The sequence below is a fragment of the Fervidobacterium pennivorans genome (assembly GCF_001644665.1).
Classification (GTDB): domain Bacteria; phylum Thermotogota; class Thermotogae; order Thermotogales; family Fervidobacteriaceae; genus Fervidobacterium; species Fervidobacterium ngatamarikiense.
The window spans coordinates 1,290,142-1,315,816 of record NZ_CP011393.1 but is presented as its reverse complement, the minus strand read 5'-3'; the positions used below and the strand labels follow the sequence as shown (position 1 = coordinate 1,315,816).

General features: G+C 37.9%; 23 protein-coding genes. 15 read left to right on the top strand and 8 right to left on the bottom strand.

Translation table 11 applies throughout. From position 1 onward, the window contains the following. The first annotated feature begins 10 nt into the window (after window positions 1–10). Window positions 11–346, top strand: coding sequence for a histidine triad nucleotide-binding protein (locus JM64_RS06170; RefSeq protein WP_064011911.1), 336 nt, complete (start codon window positions 11–13; stop codon window positions 344–346). A gap of 20 nt (window positions 347–366) precedes the next feature. Continuing rightward, window positions 367–1,959 carry a tetratricopeptide repeat protein gene (locus JM64_RS06165; RefSeq protein WP_082868331.1) on the top strand — a complete coding sequence of 531 codons (1,593 nt, stop codon included), beginning with the start codon at window positions 367–369 and terminating at the stop codon, window positions 1,957–1,959. A gap of 114 nt (window positions 1,960–2,073) precedes the next feature. Here JM64_RS06165 and JM64_RS06160 read toward each other — a convergent pair whose 3' ends face one another. The 4 genes from JM64_RS06160 to JM64_RS06145 all read right to left on the bottom strand — a co-directional run bounded on the left by JM64_RS06160 (window position 2,074) and on the right by JM64_RS06145 (window position 4,447). Beyond that, entirely contained in the window at window positions 2,074–2,397 is a 324-nt protein-coding gene (locus JM64_RS06160) for a hypothetical protein (protein ID WP_064011910.1), read from the bottom strand. A gap of 171 nt (window positions 2,398–2,568) precedes the next feature. Further along, complete coding sequence (locus tag JM64_RS06155; RefSeq protein ID WP_064011909.1) at window positions 2,569–3,426, bottom strand: DUF5685 family protein; 858 nt, start codon at window positions 3,424–3,426, stop codon at window positions 2,569–2,571. A 31-nt stretch (window positions 3,427–3,457) separates the two neighbouring features. Beyond that, on the bottom strand, window positions 3,458–3,844 hold the full coding sequence (locus JM64_RS10030; protein WP_064011908.1) for a hypothetical protein: 387 nt from the start codon (window positions 3,842–3,844) through the stop codon (window positions 3,458–3,460). Window positions 3,845–3,877: 33 nt separating this feature from the next. Beyond that, window positions 3,878–4,447, bottom strand: coding sequence for a hypothetical protein (locus JM64_RS06145; protein ID WP_064011907.1), 570 nt, complete (start codon window positions 4,445–4,447; stop codon window positions 3,878–3,880). A 563-nt stretch (window positions 4,448–5,010) separates the two neighbouring features. Here JM64_RS06145 and JM64_RS06140 point away from each other — a divergent pair. Then, window positions 5,011–6,312, top strand: a complete 1,302-nt coding sequence (locus tag JM64_RS06140; protein WP_064011906.1) for an MFS transporter — start codon at window positions 5,011–5,013, stop codon at window positions 6,310–6,312. 74 nt (window positions 6,313–6,386) lie between these two features. Here JM64_RS06140 and JM64_RS06135 read toward each other — a convergent pair whose 3' ends face one another. The 3 genes from JM64_RS06135 to JM64_RS06125 all read right to left on the bottom strand — a co-directional run bounded on the left by JM64_RS06135 (window position 6,387) and on the right by JM64_RS06125 (window position 12,234). Beyond that, the gene (locus tag JM64_RS06135; protein WP_064011905.1) at window positions 6,387–8,381 is read right to left on the bottom strand and encodes a glucodextranase DOMON-like domain-containing protein; all 1,995 of its coding nucleotides are present in this window, start codon (window positions 8,379–8,381) and stop codon (window positions 6,387–6,389) included. Between the two features lie 288 nt (window positions 8,382–8,669). After that, window positions 8,670–10,826: a glycoside hydrolase family protein gene (locus tag JM64_RS06130; protein ID WP_064011904.1), complete on the bottom strand. Its 2,157-nt coding sequence runs from the start codon at window positions 10,824–10,826 to the stop codon at window positions 8,670–8,672. Between the two features lie 88 nt (window positions 10,827–10,914). Next, the gene (locus JM64_RS06125) at window positions 10,915–12,234 is read right to left on the bottom strand and encodes a hypothetical protein (RefSeq protein ID WP_014452262.1); all 1,320 of its coding nucleotides are present in this window, start codon (window positions 12,232–12,234) and stop codon (window positions 10,915–10,917) included. Window positions 12,235–12,818: 584 nt separating this feature from the next. Here JM64_RS06125 and JM64_RS06120 point away from each other — a divergent pair. Genes JM64_RS06120 through JM64_RS06100 form a run of 5 tightly spaced genes read left to right on the top strand, consistent with a single transcriptional unit; the run spans window position 12,819 to window position 17,781 of the window. Beyond that, window positions 12,819–13,793 (top strand): LacI family DNA-binding transcriptional regulator, encoded by a 975-nt coding sequence (locus tag JM64_RS06120; RefSeq protein WP_064011903.1) that lies wholly within the window; start codon window positions 12,819–12,821, stop codon window positions 13,791–13,793. Window positions 13,794–13,849: 56 nt separating this feature from the next. Continuing rightward, on the top strand, window positions 13,850–15,100 hold the full coding sequence (locus JM64_RS06115; protein WP_064011902.1) for an extracellular solute-binding protein: 1,251 nt from the start codon (window positions 13,850–13,852) through the stop codon (window positions 15,098–15,100). A 50-nt stretch (window positions 15,101–15,150) separates the two neighbouring features. Continuing rightward, window positions 15,151–16,029 (top strand): carbohydrate ABC transporter permease, encoded by an 879-nt coding sequence (locus JM64_RS06110; RefSeq protein ID WP_409976124.1) that lies wholly within the window; start codon window positions 15,151–15,153, stop codon window positions 16,027–16,029. Continuing rightward, a complete protein-coding gene (locus tag JM64_RS06105; protein ID WP_064011900.1) occupies window positions 16,026–16,850 on the top strand; it encodes a carbohydrate ABC transporter permease in 825 nt (274 codons plus the stop codon). Before JM64_RS06110 ends, JM64_RS06105 begins: the two co-directional genes overlap by 4 nt. A gap of 40 nt (window positions 16,851–16,890) precedes the next feature. Further along, window positions 16,891–17,781 (top strand): glycoside hydrolase family 130 protein, encoded by an 891-nt coding sequence (locus tag JM64_RS06100; protein WP_064011899.1) that lies wholly within the window; start codon window positions 16,891–16,893, stop codon window positions 17,779–17,781. A 60-nt stretch (window positions 17,782–17,841) separates the two neighbouring features. On the opposite strand, the gene JM64_RS06095 is transcribed toward JM64_RS06100, so the two are convergent. Continuing rightward, complete coding sequence (locus JM64_RS06095) at window positions 17,842–18,771, bottom strand: 1-phosphofructokinase family hexose kinase (protein WP_014452256.1); 930 nt, start codon at window positions 18,769–18,771, stop codon at window positions 17,842–17,844. Window positions 18,772–18,918: 147 nt separating this feature from the next. Between JM64_RS06095 and JM64_RS06090 the strand changes: the two genes are divergently transcribed. From JM64_RS06090 to JM64_RS06060, 7 genes are all read left to right on the top strand, one after another. Next, window positions 18,919–19,437 carry a hypothetical protein gene (locus tag JM64_RS06090; RefSeq protein WP_064011898.1) on the top strand — a complete coding sequence of 173 codons (519 nt, stop codon included), beginning with the start codon at window positions 18,919–18,921 and terminating at the stop codon, window positions 19,435–19,437. After that, entirely contained in the window at window positions 19,434–20,576 is a 1,143-nt protein-coding gene (locus JM64_RS06085; protein WP_064011897.1) for a sensor domain-containing diguanylate cyclase, read from the top strand. The genes JM64_RS06090 and JM64_RS06085 overlap by 4 nt, the downstream gene beginning before the upstream one ends. A gap of 172 nt (window positions 20,577–20,748) precedes the next feature. Further along, window positions 20,749–21,450 carry an FTR1 family iron permease gene (locus JM64_RS06080; RefSeq protein WP_014452254.1) on the top strand — a complete coding sequence of 234 codons (702 nt, stop codon included), beginning with the start codon at window positions 20,749–20,751 and terminating at the stop codon, window positions 21,448–21,450. A 9-nt stretch (window positions 21,451–21,459) separates the two neighbouring features. Beyond that, complete coding sequence (locus JM64_RS06075) at window positions 21,460–23,643, top strand: heavy metal translocating P-type ATPase (protein WP_064011896.1); 2,184 nt, start codon at window positions 21,460–21,462, stop codon at window positions 23,641–23,643. A 13-nt stretch (window positions 23,644–23,656) separates the two neighbouring features. Continuing rightward, window positions 23,657–23,863 (top strand): heavy-metal-associated domain-containing protein, encoded by a 207-nt coding sequence (locus JM64_RS06070; RefSeq protein ID WP_064011895.1) that lies wholly within the window; start codon window positions 23,657–23,659, stop codon window positions 23,861–23,863. Between the two features lie 36 nt (window positions 23,864–23,899). Continuing rightward, entirely contained in the window at window positions 23,900–24,967 is a 1,068-nt protein-coding gene (locus tag JM64_RS10160; protein ID WP_082868330.1) for a pyridoxamine 5'-phosphate oxidase family protein, read from the top strand. 15 nt (window positions 24,968–24,982) lie between these two features. Then, on the top strand, window positions 24,983–25,609 hold the full coding sequence (locus JM64_RS06060) for a hypothetical protein (protein ID WP_064011894.1): 627 nt from the start codon (window positions 24,983–24,985) through the stop codon (window positions 25,607–25,609). Window positions 25,610–25,675: the final 66 nt, after the last annotated feature.

Sequence of the window (25,675 nt, the reverse complement as noted above, 5' to 3'; positions counted from 1 at the left end):
GGGGCTGGATATGGCAGATTGTGTATTTTGCAAGATTATAAACGGAGAAATCCCTTCAGAAAAAGTGTATGAAGATGAAGATTTCATAGTTATCAAAGACATAAGACCCGTTGCACCTGTCCACCTACTGGCGATTTATAAAAAGCACGTGCCTACAGTCAGCGAGCTTTCTGTTGAGGATAGTCAAAAGATGTGGAAATTGTTCGAAGTTATAAAGACCGTAACCAAAGCAAATGGTTTGGAAAGCTACAGAATTGTTCAAAACAATGGCAAAGACGCAGGACAAGAAGTACACCATATTCACTTTCACATAATCGGAGGCAGAAAATTAGGACCTCTTGGATAATTTAAAATTCAAAAAGCGAGGTGGAGAAAATAAAAGCGATAGTATACCTTCCCATTAAACCTGAAGTTGCAAAAAGGTTGAACTTGCCTGTCAAATTGCCTATTCTTGCTGAAGACCTTCTGCTTGTAACAGATCAAAATAATATACCAATCGATGTCATACTCAGGGGTCTTGCAGAACAATACAAAGTAGAAAAGAGCGAATACTGGAAATCATATTTGCTTTACTTTCTGTATGAAAAGTTCAAAATACTAATCAATGAAACACAATTTGAAGAAGCAGAGCAAATTCTAAAGAGAGCGAAAGAACTCCAAGAAGATTACCGATACCATTTCTACAATGCTATCTTACAGGCCAAATTAGCAAATTATGACCTTGCAGAAATAGAACTTAAACAATCGCTAGCTCTTAACCCCAATTTCCCACTTGCGTATTACGAACTTGGCAACGTGTTGTTTGCTAAAAAAGACTATGACGAAGCCTTGGAAGCTTACACAAAAGCTTACCAGAGTGACCCAAACTTCTTACTACCGCTTTTAAAAATCGGGGACATATACATAGAACTTGGACAACTAAGTGACGCAGAGGTAATTTACCGTTCAATAATTCAAAAGCTGGAAACACGTGAATTGTCCGCCGAAGGGATAAGATTTGAACCTATGCCAGAGGCATACCTGAGACTTGGTGTTGTATACAACCTACGCCAACAATACGAAAGAGCTGAAGAAATTTTCAAAAAGGGCTTAGCTATCTCCAAAAAACCCGAGATTATGTATAACCTTGCCTACACTCTTACGAAGCTTGGCAAGCATTTCGAGGCTTACAACATTTTACTCGAATTAGCTAAACAATACGAAACACCCGACGTACTCAACGAACTTGGCATACTCCAACGTCGCCTCGGACTCTATGAAGAAGCTTACGAAACCTTTGAAAGAGTGCAAGAAGATTTCCCAGAAAACTTCGAGAGAATACAGTTCTTTGTTGGTAAAAAACATTACAACGATGAATTCGAAAACGAGATGAAAAAATCAGAGGAAATCCTTGAAAAAATTCAATTCCCATTTGAAGAAGCGCTCGAAACTATTATACAGTCGACCGATGATAATGGAGAAATAATCATAGAAGAATTCATAAAACTATTGAACATAGAACCTGTCTTAAAAGATGTCAATAATGCCAGCACTGATTACTTCCCGTATATTCTGGCTGGTATATACATAGCAGGCACAGAACCGATAATTATGGAAAAGAACGCTACCAAAATCACTCTTACAACTATGGGTGCAGGACTTCCACTTGCGTGTTCGACAGCGATATTAAGGCTATACCAACACATACTCTCTGGCGATAAAAATGTAGACCACATCATCGAAGACATCCACAACGAAATTGAAGAAATTCACTTCCTATTCTCAACAAAATTAATCTCCCTACTGGAATCACCTTTGGACGATTTCTTTGATACCGACGGCTCGGATTATGAAACATTTACAGTTAATCTTTTCAAAGCAATTGGTTACCAGCCATCGAAAGATGAAATACTACAAATAAAAGATGAAATCCTTAGAAAGACTGCGAGTTTCATTTTAGAAATAATGGCAAACACCTGAGCCAGATTAAGGAAAACAATAATCTTAAAAAAAGAGCGGGCAGAAACGGGCCCGCTTCATTTTTGTTTTATTGTTGGATTTCGTCGTGAAAAATAGCAATAATCTTAAAATTTACTAACCTTCGTTTTTATTATTGTCAAGTCGAAGTACAAACTTTTCGAATTCTGTTTCTGCTATATCTTCTAAATTTCCTTGATTTACAACCACCGTTTTATCCGTTGGTAGTATCTTAAATCTCTCCCAGGGGAATTCGTATATTTCTCTTAGGTCTCTTATCTCATCTGGAACCTCAATTAGTTCTATCTCCAATTTCGAATCTTGGAAAACCCAATCACCTATCTCATATGTGCCGTAAACTACAACAAACTTCGTTCCGTCTTCCCACTTATACCAATGTGGAATAAACTCACCAAAAGAATACAAGTTCCATCTTATCATCCTAAAACCTCCTGATTAACAAAAAATAGATTTCTCGCTTAAGCTTCTAACTTTAAAGAATGCTCCCTTTAGCACTGGCTTGCTTATTTTATCATAACTCTTCACATTTTAAAAGCGTAATAGCCAACAGCAAATCAATGGACTAAAAGAACTAAAAGAGAATTACGCCATTTAAAACCTTTTGCACGTTTTTCTTCCGCTTAAAACGCGTTCCGTCTCTTCAAATAGCCCGAGGTAGACTATATTATCAAGAATTCCTTTATACGTCTTCAACTCAAGCAAATTGTAAGCAAGGACTACTTCATCCAGAATCTTGAGTAAGTACTCTCTAACCTCAGGCCTAATCCTGTCAGTAAACTCTTGAATATCCATGCCGTGGGTAAATCCAAATTGAATAGCCAATGGATTGTAGTTCCCTTTACTAACATCCTTCTTCAAATCATCGAACGCGTCAAGCACGTATATCCATTTTCCAACATGCCTTGCAAGATGTATTAACACCGTCCTTTGCTCGGAAGACAGCTCACCCAAATTTTCAAAAAACAGAGCAACGATACTACCAAAAATCTCAGCAGGTTTGTCAATGGAAGGTTCACGTTTTCTTTCTGCCTCAGTGAGTTCTTCAATAAGCGATTGAAGGCGAGATTCTAAAGTCGCGGAGCTTCCAGGAATGTTTTCGAAAAATCTCAAAAGCATTGCTTTAACAAAATTTCTTTCATCTCTCACATCGTCTAAAAGTTTGTATTTCAGCAGCAAAAGAAAATTACTTACAGCAAGATTTATCTCATCGCTTTCGTAATACAAAATATTTCTTAACTCAACCCCGCAAAAACGCTTCTTGTATTCGAGTATCTTGCCTCTAATCGAAGTTAAAATCAGAGCGAAAAAAACAGCATCGTAGCTCAAAAACAACTTTCCAAGGTATCGCGATTTATGTAAACTTGTGCAAACTCCACAATAAAACGCACGAAATTCATTCAGTTCTCTGACCTTTAGTTCGCTTTTTTCTGGTCTGACATATCCAAACATAAAGACTCCCTCTTAAAGAAAATCAAAAAATTTACATGCACGAAATGCAATCTCCACCCATACATTCACAACAAGTATCTCCAACCCACATACAACCGATACATTCGCAAATATCATCACAACAGCCATCATGCCGTCTATAATAATAACCTGGTCTATATCCTCTCAACGAAGTATATGAATAAACAAGTCCATTATCCATAGCAGCATTCAAAGCATTATCACCTTCTACTTGCTTTTTATACGCTTCATAAGCTTCTATAAGCTCATTATATTTAGCCATTGCGATAGGTTTTAACTCACTATTTTCATATCTCTTAGAGTTATACTTCTCGAGATATTCCTTATACAGTATCTCGATTTCAGCGTGCGGTGTATCTAAAGGAATATTTAGTAACTCAAATATGCTCCGTTTCACAGAGAACACCTCCAAGAAATTTAACTATTCCAATTATTTTCCGACAATCTTTTCTACCCATGTATTCATCTTTTGAACAACTCTTTCGAAAAGATACTCATATGCTGCAAAAAATATATTCCCAAAAATGATTATACCATATATTATTAAATCTTTGTCTAACTGAACAATTTTTGTAATACCTTCTGCCGTTTGAGATAGTATATCTATACCAAGCACTTTGGACTGCACAAACAGCCAACTAAAAAATGCTACGTTGAAATAAATGTACTTAAAAACCCAAGAAAACAAGCTTGGTAAACCCCTTAAAACGTACCTGATTGGAACATATAAAGAGATGAAAGTAAAAGTAGTAACGTACCCAAGACGTGGGATAAACATATACGCAAGAACGTTCAACCCAATGACAATCCATAAACCAGAAAAAAATGAATCGAAGAGAAGGTACGGAAAATATGCAAGATAAGAAGTTACTATGAGAAATGTCCACTTACTCGGAGAAACGTAGCCAAGATATAGACCAACAAACGATAAACCAAGCATTACCGATGAGAAAGCAACTATTCTTGAACGATTTTCTAATCTAATGTGAGTCTGCCTCATCACTTACCTCCTCTTTTCAAATCTTTTCAAAAGATATTTTTATTTTATCATATACAACAGCCTCCAGGATTAAAAGAAAATCTTAGACAGGGGCTTGCAGACTTGCAGAGATGAAAATTCAAATTCAACTCGTAAAAAAACTCCCTGCGAATTGCGATTCAAAAGGCAGTTTACGCAGGGAGTTATTCTTTATATTCTATTTTTTTAAATCTTTCGTGATTCAGAAGTTTAAAACCTTATAAATTCTTCTCTACTTCCTCAAGCAGACAGTTTCAAAAATTATAATATGCCTAAGTCAACGTACCATTGAGAAGATGAGTCTATTCTTTAATCAGTTGAAAATAAAAAGCAATAAATATTGTAAGTATTGTAAACCGTTTCAGCAATCTTCCAGTTGACAATATATTGTTTGGCAAGTTAAAACCATCCTTAGAACACTAAAAAATAAGCCACTTTCTACTTAATTGACAGAATGATACATTTAGTGTAATATTAAGTTGGTAAAAGTAAATTTCTGCGCTCAAAAAAGAAAAATACTAATCTTAAAGAAAGGAGGCACTGTAATGAGTAAACACTCACCGGCAAATGGTATTCTAACTATCGATTCAGTTATTGAGATGCACGTAGGTGAAAAAACTAAGAAAAGTCTGCTGTATATTACGTCCCTTATGTGGATGTTCGACGCTGCTGGTGTGCTTGCCTTATCTTTCACACTTCCTTCTATCAGTAAAGAGTGGGCGCTTAGTGTTCAGCAATCGGCAAACATTTTAAGTTCCACATTCCTTGGTATGCTCGTTGGTGCTTTGAGCGTTGGTTTTGTTGCTGATTTGTTTGGAAGAAAGCTTTCAAATTTAATATATTTTCTTATGACAATTTTATTTTCAACAATACTTGGCTTTACAAACTCAGCAAGTACCTTTATGGTTTTCCGTTTCTTTGCCGGTATCGGTTACGGTGGTTTGATGCCGTCTGTTAATGCTTACTTTGCCGAATTTTTAGGCAAGGGGCTTAGAGGTGCCTATCTTGTCTTACTTGAAGCCAGCTGGGCTATTGGAAGTATACTAATAGGACTTGTCGCGGTTTTAACAGTTCAAAACAACTGGCGAATAACATACTGGGTTTTTGCAATGGGGCTTCTATTACTTCCAGTTTTGCTCAAATTGCCGGAATCTCCAAAATTTGCGTTTAAAAAACATGGAAAAGCTGGTTTAGAAAAGGTATTAAGAATAGAGCTAAGAGAAGAGATTGAATCAATACCTGAGAGTAAAATTACAGTCATTGATATTCTTAGAAAACCATACTTTACTCGAACCATCATGATTTGGACAAGTTGGTTTGTCGTAAGTTTCGTTTACTACGTGCTCTTTTCCTGGGCACCAAAGATATTCGCTCAACAAGGGCTAAGTGCTACGAAGTCGCTTTGGTTCACATTTTTTATGATGGTTGCTCAATTGCCGGGATATCTATCTGCTGCGTACTCTATCGAAAAACTTGGGCGTAAGAAGTCACTTGCATTATATTTCTTGGGTATGGCAATAACTGCTATCCTTTGGGCATTTGTAGCCAACACAGTCCAGTTAATTGTTGTAGCTTTGCTACTTTCATTCTTCACCCTCGGTGTATGGGGACTTGTGTACGCGTACACACCTGAACTGTACCCAACTTCAATGAGAGGAACTGGAAATGGTATGGCTGGAGTTATTGCAAGGATTGCCGGTATTTTGGCTCCACAATTTGGTGGCTATATGTTTGGTTTGAACAAATCGCTTTTGGAAATTTTCTCTTGGCTTGCTGTTTTGTCGGTTATTGCTTCAGTTGTTGTTTTGATATTTGGAATTGAGACAAAGGATGCAGAAATAAGTTGATAAAGCAAAAAAATGCAAATAAAAACCTGCCAGCTATTGCTGGCAGGTTTTTTCTTTCTTGGCTATCTTCAGGATTATTTGATAACTACAGGTATCAGCGTTGCATATGCCTGACCAGGAATGTAGGATTTGAGCATCTCTTCTTGGGTGTATCCTTCTGGGACTATGATATCAAGGACCCATGGTGCGTAGTCTTTTGAATCAGATGGGTAACCACCGAGTGTCCATTGTGAAGCATTCGGTGTAACCGCTCTTATGTGGTCTGTTCCAAAACCATCTTGGCTCATTGAAAGGATGTAAGCTTTTATACCTCTCTGGACATCAAGGTATTTCTTGAATACAACAATGTATATTACCTTGTCTGCGGGATCAGCTTCGTATGTTATTGCATCAGGTATCTCTTTTCCATCAGCGGTTGCAAAAACTTGACCATAGTCAGGCCAACCCGCAATCTTTATAAAGTAATCCCAAGGCTCTTTGAATTGGACTCTTGCACCTTCTTTGTATGTATTTGTCCTTCCACCATCTTTTGTGTCAAGGTAAATGTTCACAAGCTGGTGTGAAAAACCTTTCGGTGAAGCCCATGGATTGGTCATCTCTGCAAATTTAATTGCAAATACATATGCATCTTCGTTTTCAAGCACCGTAACCTCTGTTATATCCCAAAGTCCTTTGTATGGTGCAAACGCAGGGTCTTTTGGGCATGTGTATGTTCCAAAGCCGTAGTCATCTCCGACTTTGTCAACAAACTTGGCAATAACATTACCTGAAATCATACTTGGTGTCTTAATAGCAACTCCTTCTGGTGGCACTACTTGGTCCTTTCCATCAACCGATACCACAACGAAAATGTTGAACATTTCTCCACTCTTCACGCCGATAATGTCATATGGTATTTCGAATTCCACAACTTCATCGACGGCGGTTTTGAATGGATTAGCTTGGAGAACCCAAGTGTTGTCTCCCATAGCTGCAAAGAACGAACCGCGTTTTCTTGCTGGGTATGTTTTCATATTCACAGAGAATCTGAAGCCAACCTTTTTGGTAAGTTCCGTTCCGTTGTAGGTCTTTGTATTTGAAGAAGTCATTCTCGGAGAATCGGTATATACCTCGACAAGAACATTCTGGTTGAGATAGTCTTTTGCCAGTTTATCAAGTTCTACGGCAACATAAAGTGCTGATGATGTTCTTGCTACATAAGCTCCTTTGAAAATTCCCGTTCCCTTAAAGTGAGCTGTCGATTTTTCTGTATCAGTTAATTTACCATCGACTGAGTACTCAACTGACCTGACAATGTTTTCTTTCGGCATCTCAACTTTCTTTTCTTCTACTTTCAACTGAACTCTTGGTGCCCCTACTTTCAGTACGCCATCTTCTTTCCAAACTTCGAATACTCCGTTCTTTCCACCAAATCCATCATCTACATACGCTGGTGCATTCGGGTCAGCTACCCAATCTTTTCCATCAACTACAAACTTGTATTGATAAACACCTGGTGTTAGTTCGAGGACAGCTTCCCACCAACCATCGCCTGCACTATAGCACTCCGTGTCCGATGAACTCCAGTTGTTGAATGAACCTGCGATGAACACGTATTTTGCATCTGGCTTGTAGAAACGAATGACAACATACGCGTTGTCCTCAATAGAGAAATTCTCTTCCCTTTGTTCGTTGATTTCTATTTTTCCGGCGATATCAGGAGCAGGTGCAACTATGACTAGCTTTCCATCCTTAAGAGCAAGCGTAAAGACACCATTCTTTCCACCGAATCCATCATCTGTGTAACCTGGAGCATCCGGATCTTCTTTCCAAACCTTACCACCATCGATGACAAATTTGTACTGATAAGTCCCTGGTTTTAGCTCGAGTTCCGTTATCCACGTGTCGCCTTCCTTTTTCATCGGGTTGGCTGTGGTAGACCAGTTGTTAAATGTCCCAGCGAGGTGGACAGTATTTGCTTGTGGATAGGTGAACGTGAAGATAACCTTGTTCCCCTCAACTTTTAAAGCCGCAAGTGAAAGAACACCAATCAAGAGCGCAAAAACTACCAATCTTCTCACCCAAGCCATGCGTATCCCTCCTTTTCTGAGGTTTAGAATACCAACCCGTTTATATTTTCCCATATACATGTCAAATTGTTACACAACTTGGAACATTTTCCAGAAAAATCTACAACCGTGTTGAAAAAAATGGAACTGTCAGTTGCATCATCAATGGAAAGAATTTCATAATCGCAAAAAGGAAGGCAAAATAGTCAAATACAGAATCTCAAAGCTCAGAAGATGTACGTATATGTAAAAATCTGCCGCAAAGTGCGGCAGATTTTTGGTATTTTGTTCTAAAGTTGTCGGAGCAAATTATCTAAGCGTTATTCCAAAAATATGCACATTAATTTCACGTGGAAGAATTATTTCCTCCAATGCCTCGTTTAAACTTGAGATATCCAACTCGTAAAGGCTCAGGCCGCATTTTATATATTGCCGTTCTCCACTTTGTATGTAACGATAGTCAAACTCTGTTGCATTAGGTTGATTACACCAATCATTAATTTTTACTGAATAGGCTTTCTGATTTATTAGAAAGTCAACCTTGTAATCACCGTGATTTGCGGCCGCTAGTATGTATATCTTAGTGCAATTAATAGGTTGTTGTAAAACTATCTTCTGGCCATTGCAACGAATGTTATCATTTCCATTCGCTACAACTTCAAAAGGTACACCATTAACTATTATTATTCCCTCTGACACTTCATTTTCAGGAAGGTATGCACCCACAATACCTCCAAGATTATCGAAGTTCCCAGGTTTCTGAGGGATTGCAAAGCCATCATTATTGAAAAGTTCTCGAAGCTCAAGGATAGTAAAGCTGTCTACAAACCTTAATTTCGGAGTTAACGCGTTAAATACACTAGCTTCTTTACCCAAAAAAAGAGCCTGATCAATTATTTTATTTTTTCTGCTGTTGAAATCGTAGTAAAGTGTCAACACTTTGTCGTTTATTTTAAACGTTATCCCTGTATTTTGAGGAATCAGTATCAACTGATCAACTAGACATTGGTTAGAAACCGATACGGTTATAGTTCTGCCAACTTCGATTTCACCTATTTCAAAGAGACCACTTCCCGATATTTCTTTCTTAACTTGCGATTTTGAAGAAACAATCACCGTCGTGTTTTTAAAATCACCAGACAAAAAAGCAAAGTAATGGCCTTCCGGTATCTCCAATATCTCTTTTTTCAATTTTGCTTTGCCTTCGATTTGAAACACTGCACCACCACCGAAATCCCCAGAGATAAAACGGACACTGGAAAGTCCTGGATCGAAAGCTTCAACTTCTAAAACTATCATTCCATTTCTACCCAAGATAACAGGCTTAGTCGCAAGGTTCTGAAAATCTTCAGGAAGTTTGGTTGCATATAGTAATGTTCTTAATGCGCAGATGGTTGATTCCGCACCTGCATTCCTGTTGTAGTGCATGTATTCTAAGCCATCGTAACCTTCTCCATTCTCACCTAGCATCCTTATGTTTAGCCTATTTTTACCAAATAACCAAGAGGTTAACAATGCTGAATAGTAAGCGTATTTCTCATCTTTCGTCATTTCATATAATTTAACTGAAGGAACAGCAACACATTCAAGCGCATAAGCAAGTTCTGGAAATAGTTTTACGTATCTTCCGATGGAATAAATCAAGCCTGTTGAAAGAAGCAACGGGACCTGGCTATCTAAAGATTCACGGGCAATTGAGAGGTAACGGTTATCACCAAGTATTTTGTATGCCTCGATAAGTGCCTCAGGATAATGATTACCCCATCCATTCCAGTTGAATTTGTCTTGGTAAACCGAAAAGAAACCCGGTAAGTATTTGTATTCTTTCCACTGATAATTAATAAGTTCATTAGCGTATTTCATTAGTTCCTTTTTCGCATTTTCATCTTTTGTTGAAATCACATAATATGATAGCCCGAGGATATACATCGCAAGTTGGTCCCCATATACAGGTGGCGATTTCTTAATTGCACTGTAAGCTTTTCTTACTGCGTTAACAACTTTTGTATCTTTATAATATTGCGAAAGCTTTGATAGTGCAGCAAAAGCACGAAGAGTCCACCAAGACGAGGACTTTTCACTAGTGACACCATATTTGTTTATTGTGCCATCTTGCCACGCAAAGTTGTAAAACTCACCATCGGTTGCTTGCATTTGGAGTACAAACTTCGAGGCTTCGATTGCAAGGGAAAGGTATTTCTCCTCTTTCAGAATTTCATATGCCTCTGTATACAAAAGCACGACACGTGCTACGTCATCTACGCAAAAATCTCCTTCGTTTTGGGCTGTTGTTACCTCGAAATAATCACCCTTGTTGTTGGCATAAACCCAGTATCCTTTTACAATCTCACCGTTTAAGGTGAATTGCTGACTAAGTCTTTCAAGATGTGTATTGTTGAAAATTATACCTCCAAAGCAAACGTAAGAAAGAATAACCGTAACAAAAGCAACAAACACCCTCTTCATCCTGAATATCACCCTCTCTATGAACCACATCTTTTCTAAATCAAATAAAAGAGGCCGGACAACCGGCCTCCGGCAAAGTACAGCTATTTTATTCTCCTATTTTCAAGCTCCTAAACGAATTGCTTTTTGCCTCGATGAATTTGATAGCTTCTTCTACACTCTTGGCACTATAAATGCTGTACAATCTCAAGTGTTGCACAATGTCTCCTGCTTTGTATCTGTTTGGCATATCCTCAACTTTCATTGAATAAACTCCTGTTGTTGATGGATATGCTTCGAATTCTCCAGGCATCCATTTGAATACTCCATCACGGAATTCGAGACTTTCGTAAACCCATGTGTCGCCATCTAACCACTTCTTATAGTCAGCAGGAACAACAGGGATTTCTGGAAGAATTTCAGCAACGCCGATTTTACCTTTCGGTGAGAAATTAGTTCTCCATCTTTCCATGGAAGCAAAAATATAAGTAGCACCCCACCAAAGTGGTTTCATACTACTTCCAGCGGGGAATGTGATGTACGGCATGTTGTCAACCCACGTAATTGCGTTTCTTTGCAACCAGTACTCGTATGGAGTTATATTAAGTTGGTCTGCCCATACAAGCCGTCTGAACACCGGAAGGATGTGTAGAGTATCATCGAATGCTGGAATAATCGGTCTTGTAATCATTGTTTGGAGTTTCATCATATCGGCGTACGTTTCAAAAACGAATCTGTTGTCTACAAGAATATCACCGTTTTTGAAAAGGTGAGTGACAAGCTCCTGCTTTAGACCGTTGAATTTCTCAGATTTAAGAACCGCAACAACACACACTGCAACAGGACCTGGGTCAAGCACTTTCAATGAAACTACTCTAAAAGCTCCACTTGTTTCCTCATGGTGGTCTCCTAGTTTTCCATCAACGTAATATGTAGAATTGTACCAACCGCTGACTCTTGCAATTCCAACTTCGTCAACTAACTTTGCTTTCACACTGCCAAATTTGGTAACTTGCAAAAGTCCGTGGTCATTTACCACGGCTTCTATACTCTCGTCAACAGCTTTGATCGTCCACCCTTTTGAATCCTTTACAACTTCAAATGCCTTTGGGTATACAACAGCTTTTCCTGGGGCATCCTGAACAACTATCTGTGTATTCCCTTTTGCGATGAAAACCAAATAGTCAGGTGCAGATATACGTCCGTTACCATCAACATCTTCAATCTGGAAAGGCACTTCCACACCTTCTACTAAGATTCTCAAACTTGTCCAATCTGGTTCAAAGTCTTCGGGGAGCATGTCGACCAGTTTTCCCATCTGCACAACTACCGGTACCTCAACTTGACCAGCAATCACAGGAATTGAAAAGGACCCAGCAAATACTACCAAACTTAACAAGATAGCCAACAATAGAACAAGTTTTTTCATGCTAACACCTCCTTGGAAGAGTGTGATAATGTTAACTAAAAGTATTGAAACTTTCCAAAAACCGCATTATCCTTATAAAGAGGGGACACCCCCCAACCAACTCTTAACAAAAGCAGGTTTCCCAAAATGCATAACCCAATGCTTTCTTGCCTAAGAAGAATACGAAGAATTTAGTGATATATATTCAAAGGTTTTTGTGTAGTGAAGAATCCTTGGAAAATGCATAATGGCAATATCAATCGCATTCTTTTACGATTATACTCTTTCATCACTACAAGTTAACAGTATCAAGAGTGTAGGAAAGGAACTGTGTAAGCGTTTACATACTGCGTCTATTATATATTTTACTACACACTATGCGAAAGTATAATAACTAAAAAAAATGAAGTTTATGGATAATTATAAACATAAATCTTTTATGTTCTTCGTTATTATTAAATTTGTTTGCTTTCTCTTTGTATTATAATTTTTGGAGCTATCTCTTTCACTTGATATAATATCTTCGATGTGTAAACGCTTACATTAGCAAAATGTCTTCGTCATGTCTTTCATTTGGTAAAATTTTTTCCGGAGGTGAACAAATTATGGTTTCCATAGATGATGTTGCAAAAAGAGCAGGGGTTTCAACTGCAACAGTTTCTAGAGTTTTAAACGGAACCGGGTATGTTTCCGAAGAAACTGAGATTAAGGTCTTAAAAGCTGTCAAAGAACTCGGATATGTTCCACACGTCTCAGCCAAAACTTTGGCACGTAAAAAGATATTCAGCGTGGCAGTTGTTATAAGTCAAAGGATAAAAGAACTCATCCAAAGTGATGTCGGCATATTCTACAAAATAATCCTTGACGCGATTGAAAACACTGCAGGTATCTACAAAATTTCATTAGACATTCTTCTATTGGATGAGGTTCTTCAAGGCAAACATCACAAATATGACGGATACATACTCGTTGGGAGCGACGCCTCTGAGGAGGAGATAGAGAAAATTTCGAAAAATGGCAAAGTTGTTTTGGTAGATCATTATATTGACGGACTCAGGATTGACAGTATTGTCAGCGATGGTTACGATGGTATATTCTACATAACCAAGAAATTCATTGGTAGTGGTTTTAACAGGATTATTCATATCCATGGACCTTTGAAGTACTATGGTTTCCGCGATAGATACAATGGTTACGTTACCGCTATGACAAAATTCGGTAAGCTTCCAATTACATTTGAGTATGATGATCTACACGAGGAAATTGATTCCGTCTTGAGAAGAGCTCTCCGCGATGGGGTGCCCGAAGTAATAATATGTTCCAATGATCCAATCGCTATTAGAGTACTTCATAAGTTACAGGACTGGGGTTACGATGTTCCAGGCGATGTGAGTATTGTCGGATTTGATGATATACCAGCTGCCGAAAAGGAAGGTTTGTCTACTATGCGCGTTCAGAAGGTTGAACTAGGTATAAATGCCGTAAAAAGGATTAACGAAATTCTTAGTAAGCAATCTATTCATCCATATAAACAGTGTATTTACACAACTTATGTGAAAAGGAATAGTTCCGTTATATAGGAGCCAGAAGTTTATAAAATACTGCTTAAACTACTCGAGGGAGGGATGGATGAGGTATGAAAAGGATATTTGTGTTGTTTCTGATTGCGGTGCTCTCGTTAGTTAGCTTTGCAGTTAAGTTAACTTTCTGGACAGCCCCAAATGCTTTTCAAGAAGAGTTCTGGAAGACAGTTGTCGCACAGTGGAATAAAATGCGACCCGATATCCAAATCGAAGTTCAAACTATTCCTGCTGCTGGAAGCTCTGAGGAAGCTATTTTGAGCGCAATTGCAGCAGGGAATGCCCCCGATTTTTCAGAAAACATCTTCAGTGGATTTGCCGCGCAACTTGCCGAAATTGGCGCGATTTATCCTCTTGACAACTTCGGAACGGATTTCCAAAGACTCGTTGAGGCCAGGAAGATGAAGAACATTATGGAAACATGGAAAATCAAAGGTAAATATTATGTCTTCCCTATTTACTCCAACCCGATGATTTTTTGGTGGCGTGGTGATATTCTAAAAAGTTTGGGTTACAACGAACCTCCGCGAACATACGGGGAAATTTATGAACTTAGCAAGAAATTCGCTGACGGCAAAAAGAAATTCACAATGCAAGTTATATCTGGTAGGAATTGGTGGGACAGATGGTTTGACTTCATCACCTATTACTACGCCGCTACGGGAGGAAAACCATATATAGATGTGGAGAAACGCAAAGTCAATTTCGGTGATGAGACAGGAAAAGCTGTTGTGCAATTCATCTATACAATGTTCCAGAACAAATGGACTGCGGTTGAATTGGGCACAAACCCGTTCTATAACGGCACGATACTTGCAAAGATAACAGGACCATGGGAAGTTAACTGGGCTAAAGAGACATTCCCAAAAGTGGTTCCGAATATTTGGTTTTCTGCACCTCCAGTTCCAGACAACTATCCGAAAGATAAACCTATCTACACATTTGCAGATACTAAAGGTCTTGTTATCTACTCAACTTGTAAGGACAAGCGAGCAGCTTTTGAATTCATATCCTGGGTCTTCTCTAACGTCCAAAATGATGTGCTATGGATTGAAAAAACACAGATGCCACCTGCCAGAGAAGATTTGACAACTAACCCTGCTTTTGCTAAGTTTATGAACGATAAATTTTTCAAGGCTTACGCATCATTCGTGCCGTACGCTGTCCCACCCGCCCTTACTGACAAAACTATTGACATTCAACAATCGATGACAACTAATCTGATAGAACCTTTGATGTATTTGAAAGGCAAACCAGAAGATATATTGAATAAAGCAGTAAAAGAAATAAATAAACTCCTTTTCTAGTTCTAGGCAAAAAGCTTTGTATTCATAACTATGATTTGGAGATGTTGCAAGTGAGTTCGAAATTTGGTAAAAAAGAACGGTTGTTCGGTTATTCCATAGTGCTCCCATATTTAGCTTATACTGCCATTTTTTGGGGCTATCCATTTGTATGGATGGTAGTCCTTGCATTCACAAAGTGGAACTATTTCTCCAAACCGAAGTTTATAGGACTGCAGAATTTTTTAAGAATACTCACAGACAGTACTGTTTTAAGAATTGCTCTTAACACCCTGAACTTCCTGGCATACTTGATTCCAATGGTATTAACCGCTTCTTTACTCTTCGCTCTTGCGCTGACAAAAGTCAGGTTTGGAAAAACATTTATAATGCTAAGCTTTTTGGTAGCTAATGTATCTTCCGGAGTTGCCTATTCACTTTTATTTTCAAATCTCTTCTCAATAAATGGACCCATCAACAGATTGCTGGATGATTTATTCGGTATCACTATTCCGTGGTTTTCAAATCCACAGCTAGCTGTCTTTTCGATTTGTCTTATAATTACATGGAAGTTTATAGGATATTACGGTCTGATTCTTTACGCTAGTCTTTTGTCAATTCCCCAATCTTTGTACGAAGCAGCGGAGCTTGACGGAGCAACTAAAAGCCAGATATTCTGGAAAATTACATTACCTCTGCTTAATCCATCGCTTATAACTGTGACAGTCCTTGCCGTAATGCTCACTTTTGGAATTTTCACGGAACCGTACTTAATAACTGGTGGCGGCCCTATGCAGAGAACAATAACATTCCTGATTTATATGTATGATACGGCTTTTAAAAGAGTTGATCCATCATATGCAACTACGGTAGCGATTGTGACAGCTTTGGTGAGTTATCTCTTGGTTATGTTAATTCGTAAGTTCTTTGAGAAAGAAGTGAGCTTTGTATGAAGCGCGAGAAGATTACTTCGTACATTATAACTTTTGTTCTTTTGTTTCTTGCAATCGTTTGGATTTACCCATACCTTTGGTTGCTCATTTCGTCCTTTAAACCTGCAGAGGACATATTTACAACATTTCTCCCAAAGAGATTGACTCTGGAGCATTATCGCTTCATTTTCGTTATGGCAAACAGGTTTGAAAGACCTTTTGTCAGAGCTTTTTTTAATAGTCTTTTCATTTCGTCAACTGTGACTTTTTCTGTAATCTTCACTTCTATGCTTATAGGCTACGCTATCTCAAGGATAAGATTCAAAATTGGTAAAGCAGTATTCAATTTCATAATTTATCAAATGCTTTTCCCAGGATTTATGTTTATGATACCGATGTTTATATTGATAAGAGCCTTTGGCTGGCTGAACACATACCAAGCGTTGATTGTACCTTCTTTAACAAGTTCATGGGGTATTTTTATGTTTGCCCAGAATTTCAAAAGCATACCACAAGACTATATCGATGCCGCAAAAATAGACGGAGCGAATAATTTCTGGATTGTTTTACGTATCATGTTACCATTAAGTCGCTCAACAGCATCTATTGTAGGGTTGTTCACTTTCATAGGCGTCTGGGACAATTTCTTATGGCCCTTGATGGTAATGAAAGATTACAAAAAGATGCCTTTGTCTGTTTTACTCGCTTCTTTTAATCACGAATACGCGAGTTATATTGGACCTGTACTTGCCGGTGCCGTGATTCAAACAATACCGATGGTTATTATCTTCCTACTACTTAGAAACTATTTCTTGCAGGGGATATCAATGTCTCTAAGGTGAAAACTTCAGCAAGACAACAAGAGCAAGGAGGCGAATTATTGTGGAGTTAAAACTTGAACGACACCCACTTAACCCAATATTAAGTCCTGTTCCGGAACATCTGTGGGAGAACAAGTTCGTTTTCAATTGTGCAGTGGTTTTTGATGGAGAGTTGTTCCATATGCTTTATCGAGCGCAAGGTGCGGACATGGTCTCACGCATAGGATACGCTGTAAGTTTAGACGGTATCAAATTTAACCGATTAGAGAACCCCGTATTTACACCTGCATCAAAAGAAGAACTCTATGGGGTGGAAGACCCAAGAATTACGAAAATCGTCGATAGGTATTACATGCTTTATACAGCTTATTCACCAAAAGGTCCGAGGGTTGCACTTGCATCAACTAAAAATTTCATAACTTGGGAACGTTATGGAATTGTTATAAAAGACGAGATAAATAACAAAGATGCTGCCTTATTTCCTGAAAGGATAAACGGAAGATACGTCATGATGCATCGGTTTGAACCAGATATCTGGCTTGCATTTTCTGATGATCTGATTAACTGGGGAGATTACGTAAGCATAGCAGGTCCCAGACAAGGATACTGGGATAACCTGAAAATTGGTGCCGGCGCACCACCAATCAAAACACCATATGGATGGTTGTTGCTATACCACGGTGTTGAAGATGCACCAAGACCAATTTACAGATTAGGTTTCATGTTGCTTGACCTAAACGACCCGACAAAAATACTTAAGAGGAGCGAAGAACCAATTCTAGAACCCACGGAAGAATGGGAAGTTTTCGGTGGAGTTCCAAACGTAGTCTTCAGTGATGCTATGGTTGAATATAAGGGCAAGTATTACGTTTACTATGGAGCTGCTGATAATTATATAGCACTTGCAACAATTGATGTAGAGAAAGTTTTGGAATGGTGTAGGAAAATATAAGCAAAACCTTTCAAAAACGAAGAAGGGGGCTCACCCCTTCTTCTTTGATAATTTTAAATTCTACTCTATTCTCTCCACTTCCACTTTCTCAAGTAATTTTTCCACATCGGATTTTCTACACAGCCTCGTTCCAGGGGTCATGACTGCCGCTGTTCCTGATGCGTTCGCCCATCTCAACGCTTCCTCATCAGAAGCACCTTCTGTTTTCTTCAACACAAACCCCGCAAGGAAAGAATCACCAGCGCCAACTGCACTTTTAACAGGAACCTTTATGGTTTTTGTGTACAATACTTTTTCGTTAGAAATAAAATACGCACCTTCACCGCCAAGAGTTAAAAGAATAGCTTTCAGTTCGTGAATTTCTATAACCTTTCTCGCTTCTGAGATAATTTCTTCTCTAGAGGATACATTTTTGCCTATCAATCTTTGAAACTCGTGTAAATTTGGCTTAATATAATCCGGTTGGCCTATCAACCCAGCTTTTAGTTTATCTCCATCAGAGTCAAAGTAAACAGTTGCTCCCCATTGTTTTAAAGTAAAGATGATTCCAGTATAGAACTCGGCTGCAACTCCTTTTGGAAGGCTACCGGACACTACAACAACATCTCCCTGGCGCACCAAGGCATTGAGCACTTCCAAAACAACCTGCAATTTCTTCACACCTATTTTTTCACCGGGCATACTTATTCGATATTGCCCTTTGCTCGTTTCCAAGATAATATTCATTCTCGTCTCTTGAGGAACGCGTATGGATGAGTATATGACTCCTTCCTTATCAAGCATCTCTTCAAGCCTTCTACCGTTAGCTCCACCAACAAGCGCAATAGCTATCGATACTCCTCCAAGTTCTCTGATTACACGCGAAACGTCTATTCCTTTACCTGCTGGGTAATCAACAACTTTCTTGGCACGGATAGTATCATCCACAATTAATTCATCAACATAAATGTACCTATCAAGGCATGGGTTCATAGTTAAAGTAAATATCATTCATATCACCTCTTTAGTTGCTGGGATTCTGGTTTTTTTATTATATTTTATCACAAGAGCTTAAGATTTTTATAGACATTTCATCATTTTTACTTGTTTAGGTGGTATAATATCACATGAAAATCCATTCTATGAGAGGTCGGTATGATGGGTTTCCTAAGACTTGCAAATTGGAAATTTCTAATTTTTCTTTTGACAATTATCATATCTTTCATCATAGGAATGAATTTTTTCATCTATAATGAAGACGAAAACTTAAAAAAGTTAGCACGTATAGTCATTGAAAATGAAGCGGTTAACATCTCATTTGCATATTTCCAATGGACCGAGCTTTATGAAGCACTCAAAAATAATGATTCCAATTTCATCAATAACGTCAAGAAAATTATACGAAAAGACTATCCATATGTGAATTATGTGGAGTTCTCTTCTGGTTATCCCCCAACTGGTTATTTTGAAATCACATCAGAAGGCACCTTGTTATTGATGCGCTTTAAGATTTTGGACTCATTCGGTAATTCATATTTGCCTGATAAGTTTGCTGTTGTCAAATTAGACGCAAGCTATATCCTCGAAAAATATCAGATAAAAGGGATAAAAATTTCTTCTGGTGATAGAACACTATCAAAAGACTTTGTCTATGGTTTAAATACGAAAGATTTTTGACTATTAAAGAAATATTCCTAATACTGCTCTTTTTGGTTCTGATTGTATCGATTACGTTATTTGTAAACGAGTTCAAAACACAAAAACTGTTAAAAATGGAAGAAACATTGAATAAATCCCTTGAAGCGATAACCGAACTGACTCAAGGGCTCCTTAAGGGTATTCTTGCTCCAAGTTATCAATTCATACTTGAAAAAGCGGTTGAAATTATTCCTGGTGCACAAGCCGGCTCTGTTTTGATTAAAAACGGAGACTACTATGAATTTGCTGCGTGTGTAGGTTACGATTTTGCTCAGTTATCGAAGGTAAAATTCAAACCTGAAGAACTTGCACAAAGCTTAGACGGGCAAGTGAAAATTATCACGCATCTTGACGAATTTGATTCTACAAAAATTATGGACGAGCGTCAGGAAATTCTTCTGAAATACGGAAGAATCTCAGAAATTAAAGCCATGCTCTCTGTTCCGATATCTGTGGAAAATGAGATAGTAGCTTTCCTTAACCTTGATAATTTTGAAGACGAAAAAGCTTTTAATGAATTTTCAATAAGAATAGCTACAGTTTTTGCCAATCAAGTTGGTGTTGTTTTCGAAAGGATAAAGCTTGAAAATGAACTACAAAAACAAAAAGAATATCTTGAATACATCTCTTTGAGAGACCCGCTCACCAACCTTCCAAATAGAAGAGCTCTTGAAAATGAAGCAGAAAGAATGCTCGCACTAGCAAATAGGGAAGGAAAACAGGTGTGCGTTGTATATGTTGATCTGAAGAATTTTAAACCCGTTAACGATAGATTTGGACATAAAGCTGGTGATTATGTTATTTCAGTGGTAGCTCAGCGACTCTCATCAGTCATGCGAAAAAGTGATTTTCTTGCAAGAGTTGGCGGAGATGAATTTGTTTATCTCCTTTACGATTGCAAGGAGTATGTTCAATTTGTAGAAAGAGTTATTAACGAACTCGAAAAACCCATACAGTATGAAGAAAATACAATAAACGTATCCGCAAATTTCGGCATAGCAATTTATCCAAAAGATGCAACATCCTTCGGTGATTTGTTATTAAAAGCCGATGTTGCTATGTACTATGCAAAAAATAACAACCTTTACTTCTTCCTCGCTTCTAACCTTAACGTTTAGTATTACTCAGTTCAATTAACCCCTCGTCTAAATGCCTTAAAATCGTATCCTCTGTCCATATTTGTTTTTTCTAAATTATTTCGTATTTCTAATTAGTTTTACCTTATTGACTTATTCAATACATTTGATATAATTTTATTGGGAATTCAAATAAGTCGAGGAGGTGCTTGGTTTGTTACAGACATTCTTCCTATCTTTTCGCGAGGTTTTTGAGGCTGCTCTTTTAGTTGGTATTATACTCACATATTTAAAACAATCTGGAAGGGACACTTTGATTAAGTATGTGCTTTACGGAACTTTTGGTGGGGTTATAGCAAGCTTGATAGTAGGTCTACTAAGTTATTTACAAATGAGTACGTCGGAAGGTGCGGAAAGAGAGTTTTTTGAAGCATTAATGAAACTCATTGCATCAGTCTTAATAACATATGTGGTTGTTTGGATTGGCAGGCAGAATAAAAACATAGCTAAGAATCTCAAGGAAAATGTCGATAGGCGTTCATCTTCAATTGGTTTGTTTTCATTAGCCTTCATATCAGTTTTGAGGGAAGGCATAGAGTTGGTTGTATTTACACTCGCAAGTATTGGGAAGAATTCGTTCGAAACTATAACTGGGATCTTAATTGGCTTGGTTTTGGCAGTTGGCTTGGTTTTTGCAATGTTCAAATATGCTATCAAGATAAACATTAAGAGGATTTTCAAGTTCTTGGGTGTAGTTCTAATAGTCCTGGGTGCAGAAATGTTCGGCGAGGGGATTGTGGATCTATTTGAAATAGCTGGTGAATTTTACGAATTGTTGCTCATTGGAATTTATTTTGTATCTATGATCATCCTATTCTTCGATGAAGATTTGAAACGCATTTTTTCAAAAGCGTAGGTAAGATGTATGGAGCAGAAAAAGAGTTTAAAGATAACCGGAATGACTTGTGCAAATTGTGCAAGGATAGTTGAAAAATCTCTGTCAAAAGTTGATGGGGTTAAGTTTGCAGCTGTAAATTTGGCAACAAACACTGCTTTCGTTGTGTTGGAAAAAGATGTACCTGATGAAGTTCTTCAGAAAGCTGTCGAAAGTGTTGGTTACGGGGTTTCAGACGAACCTCTTGAAGCCATCGAAAAAAAAAGGCTTAAAAGAATCAAAAAGAATACATACATTTCTCTTACAATAACTATACCCCTCATGGTCCTTATGTTTCTGCACATGTCTGGAAAACACGTCCCGTTTTTCAAAGAGATAGAACTAATTTTCTCAGCGATTGTCATTTTCTATGCAGGAAGAGACACTATCCGCGGTGCAACAATTGCACTCTTGCACAAACATTCGAATATGGATACTTTGATATTTTTTGGAGCTGTAACTGCGTGGTTAACAAATGTTACTACTTACTTTGGTCTATCTATACACCCATTTGGTACGATTGGTGCAATGATAGTCTCTCTCCACCTTGTAGGAAGATATATAGAATCTACCCTTAGGGACAAAGCATCAAAACAGGTTAAGGAATTGCTGGCACTACAGTCGAAAGAGGCAAGAATAATTACAGACAAAGGCGAATTATTGGTTCCTATCGAGGCTGTTAAGGAAGGACTACTAGCTCTTGTTAAACCTGGTGAGAGAATACCCGCTGACGGAATAATTGTTGAAGGGCATTCTTCTGTCGATGAATCTATGATAACAGGTGAATCCATCCCTGTTGAAAAGGGGGTAAACGATGAAGTAGTCGGGGGAGCTTTGAATTTGACAGGTGTTTTGAAAATTAAGGTTACAAGAGTTGGTGAAGATACGTTCCTATCTAAAATGATAGCTCTTGTTCAAGAAGCACAGGGGGCAAAGGTCCCAATCCAACAACTTGCTGACAGGATAACGAATTATTTCGTCCCAACAATTATCAGTTTAGCTCTTCTAAGTGCATTTCTCTGGTATTTCAATTTTGATTCTTTAAGCGACTTAACGCATTCGATACGCTTGATGTTGCCATGGTCATTGCATGAAATTGATAGACTGTCGTTTTCAATTTTCGTCTTCTTAACAACAGTTGTCATTGCGTGTCCCTGTGCACTTGGACTTGCAACTCCGATGGCTTTGATAGTTGGAACTTCTCTTGCAGCAAAGAAAGGGCTTTTGATAAAAAACGCAGAGGCGATACAAACGGTTAAGAATGTAGGATATGTTCTTTTTGACAAAACCGGAACGATAACCTATGGAAAACCTCGTGTAGCGGTAGAGAACCTACCGGTTGACGAACGCAAAAAAGTAAAACAAATCATACAATTATCGACTCATCCTCTTTCTAAAGCCATTTCAGAGTATTTAAACACAACTGAAATAATCGACACAACTGATGGATGTGAAACAATCAACGGATTCGAAGAAATACACGGCAAGGGTTTGAAAGCAAAAATTGGAACTGACGAATACTTCATTGGAAAACCTAAGGATGTGTCGAGTTACGAAGAATACACTTCTAGAGGTATGTCCATTGTTGAAGTGTGTAAAAACGACATAATCATAGGTTTCTTCGCGTTGGAAGATACTGTTCGTGAAGATTCGAAAAAAGCTATCGAAGAACTAAAATCACATGGTATAATACCCGTGATGGTAACTGGTGATAACGAAAAAACCGCAATACATGTTGCAAAAATCGTTGGCATAGACGAAATTTATGCTAATGTAAAACCAGAAGAAAAAATGGACATTGTGAGAAAATACCAGGCAACGGGTAAGAAAGTAGTTATGGTTGGTGATGGTATTAATGATGCAGCTGCTTTGAAAGCTGCAGATATTGGGGTTGCCATCGGAAGTGGAAGTGACTTGGCGATAGATAGTGCAGATATCATAATAACAAAAGGTGGTATATCAAAAGTTTCAGATGTAATATCGATATCGAAAGCTACGTTTGGTGCAATCAAAACAAACCTTTTGTTTGCATTTTTGTATAACGTGGTGGCTATCCCCTTAGCAATGATTGGTCTTTTGCACCCAGCCATTGCAGAAGGAGCCATGGCGATGAGCTCAATAACAGTAATCTTGAATTCTATGAACATCCGAAAGAAATTCAAAACTGAAAGTTGAAGGAGGGTTAAAGATGGCACAATATTTATTGAAAGTCCCTGACATTTCTTGCAATCACTGCAAAATGAGAATTTCGAAGGCACTCGAGGAAATTGGTGAAACCAACTTTGAAATTAGGGTTGCTCAGAAGGAAATTGTCATTGAAACGGATAGCATTGAGAGGGTAGTGCAAAAGCTCGAAGAAATTGATTATCCTGTAGAATCGGCAACGATCATGTAATCATGCCAAGAAATGTAGACAGGAGCACAGTTAAAGATGAGTGAAAGCATTGAACGCGAAAAAAAGTACCTTGTTAGTGAAGAAAAAGCCCAGAAACTTAAAGCAATTTCAAAATGGAAACTAGGAGTGGTCCAATGGTATCTACAGGACTGCTCCTTTTTTGATTTTGCTAAGGATAAGAATATCAAAAATTGCCGTGTCAGATACATGGTTGATGAAACAGGAAACGAAAAATGGATTGTTGCTTTTAAATCGGAGTTGATGGAAGGTTTCAAAAGAATTGAAGAAGAATACGAAATAAGACTTAACGAATCTCTATGGAATACTTTGATAAGAATTCCTGTCGCAGCAAAGGTAAGATATTTCATCAGCGAAAAACCTGCTGAAATCGTGCTCGACGAATTCGTTGAACTCGAAAAACCATACAATGTATCCGTCAAATACCTTGTCGAAATCGAAACACATGAAGATTTCGAAATATATGAAAAAGAATACGAACTTGGCAAGGGTCTTAACTACGAAGAATTTGATAGGTACACAAACAAAAATATAGCTATTGTAAGCTCCATCCCTCCAAGATTAATAGTTGAAAAAATCCGTCAAATAATGGGTGTTAGTAGATTTAAAATGATGCGCCGAAAAGACAGAGAACTTCCTATCGGAAAGGCACTAGAAATAATAGAAAAAGGCGAATATGGGGTGCTTTCAACATTCGATGGGGAATACCCATACGGAGTACCCGTTAATTATGCATATAAAGACGGAATAATATATATCCACTGCGCACTAGATGGCAAAAAACTTGAGAATATATCAAAACACCCGAAAGTCAGCTTCAGTGTAACTGCAAAATCAAAAGTATTGCCAGAAAAATTGACAACTGCATATGAAAGTGCAATCGCATTTGGCAGTGCCGAATTAGTAGAAGGTGTAGAAAAAAGAGTAGCGATTTATGAACTTGTCAAAAAGTATTCGCCTCAGCTTGCTGAAAAATACAAAATAAATGTTCCAGTCGATGGAAATGGAGAAGAGGAAGAGTGTAAAAACACAAAAGTTATAAAAATTGTCTTAGAACATGTTACAGGGAAATCACGTGTTGAGTAAAGGTGTTGATATTGTATGGTTATGTTGACTATTATTTTGTTCGTTGTTGCCAGTTCAATAATTGAATTGCTAGTGATATACCACCTGTCTAAAAACAGGCAAAACAAGAGAAAAGAATACGTTGAAAGGTTTGGATATAAATATATTGGATCTGATAACGAATTTGAACGCTCTATCCTAAAAGGCATATTGAAAGCTCATCCAACTTTAAGATGGTTATCCGTTAGAATAAGTGATATATTTACAAACGAAGACACCGAGGAGAAACGCTTTTATTTCGAAATGTATGTGTCTAACAGATATAATTCTCAGAGGTATTTCTGCATGCTGGTTAAAGGTATTACCTTGTCGTTACCCATTTCTGAATTTGCAATTGTACCCCGCGGTCTTTCGAAATTTTTCATTTCCAAGAAAACCCCATTTCTAAAGTATTTTATCGCAAAACCTAAGGAAATAATCGATAATATTCCTTACGATTTAAAAGAACATTTGTTGCAATTTACCTCTGTAGGTATAGTATATAAAGACAATGAAATACTCATCTTAAAAGCATATAAACACAAAGAACTACCCATCGATGCACTTCGAGTATGTGAAGATGTATACGAATGGGTCAAAAAAAGCTTGCCGATGAGTGACTAACCTTACAACTTAACAATAACGCTCCGGTTCAAAACCGGAGCGTTTTTCATTTTAGATTCTAAAAGG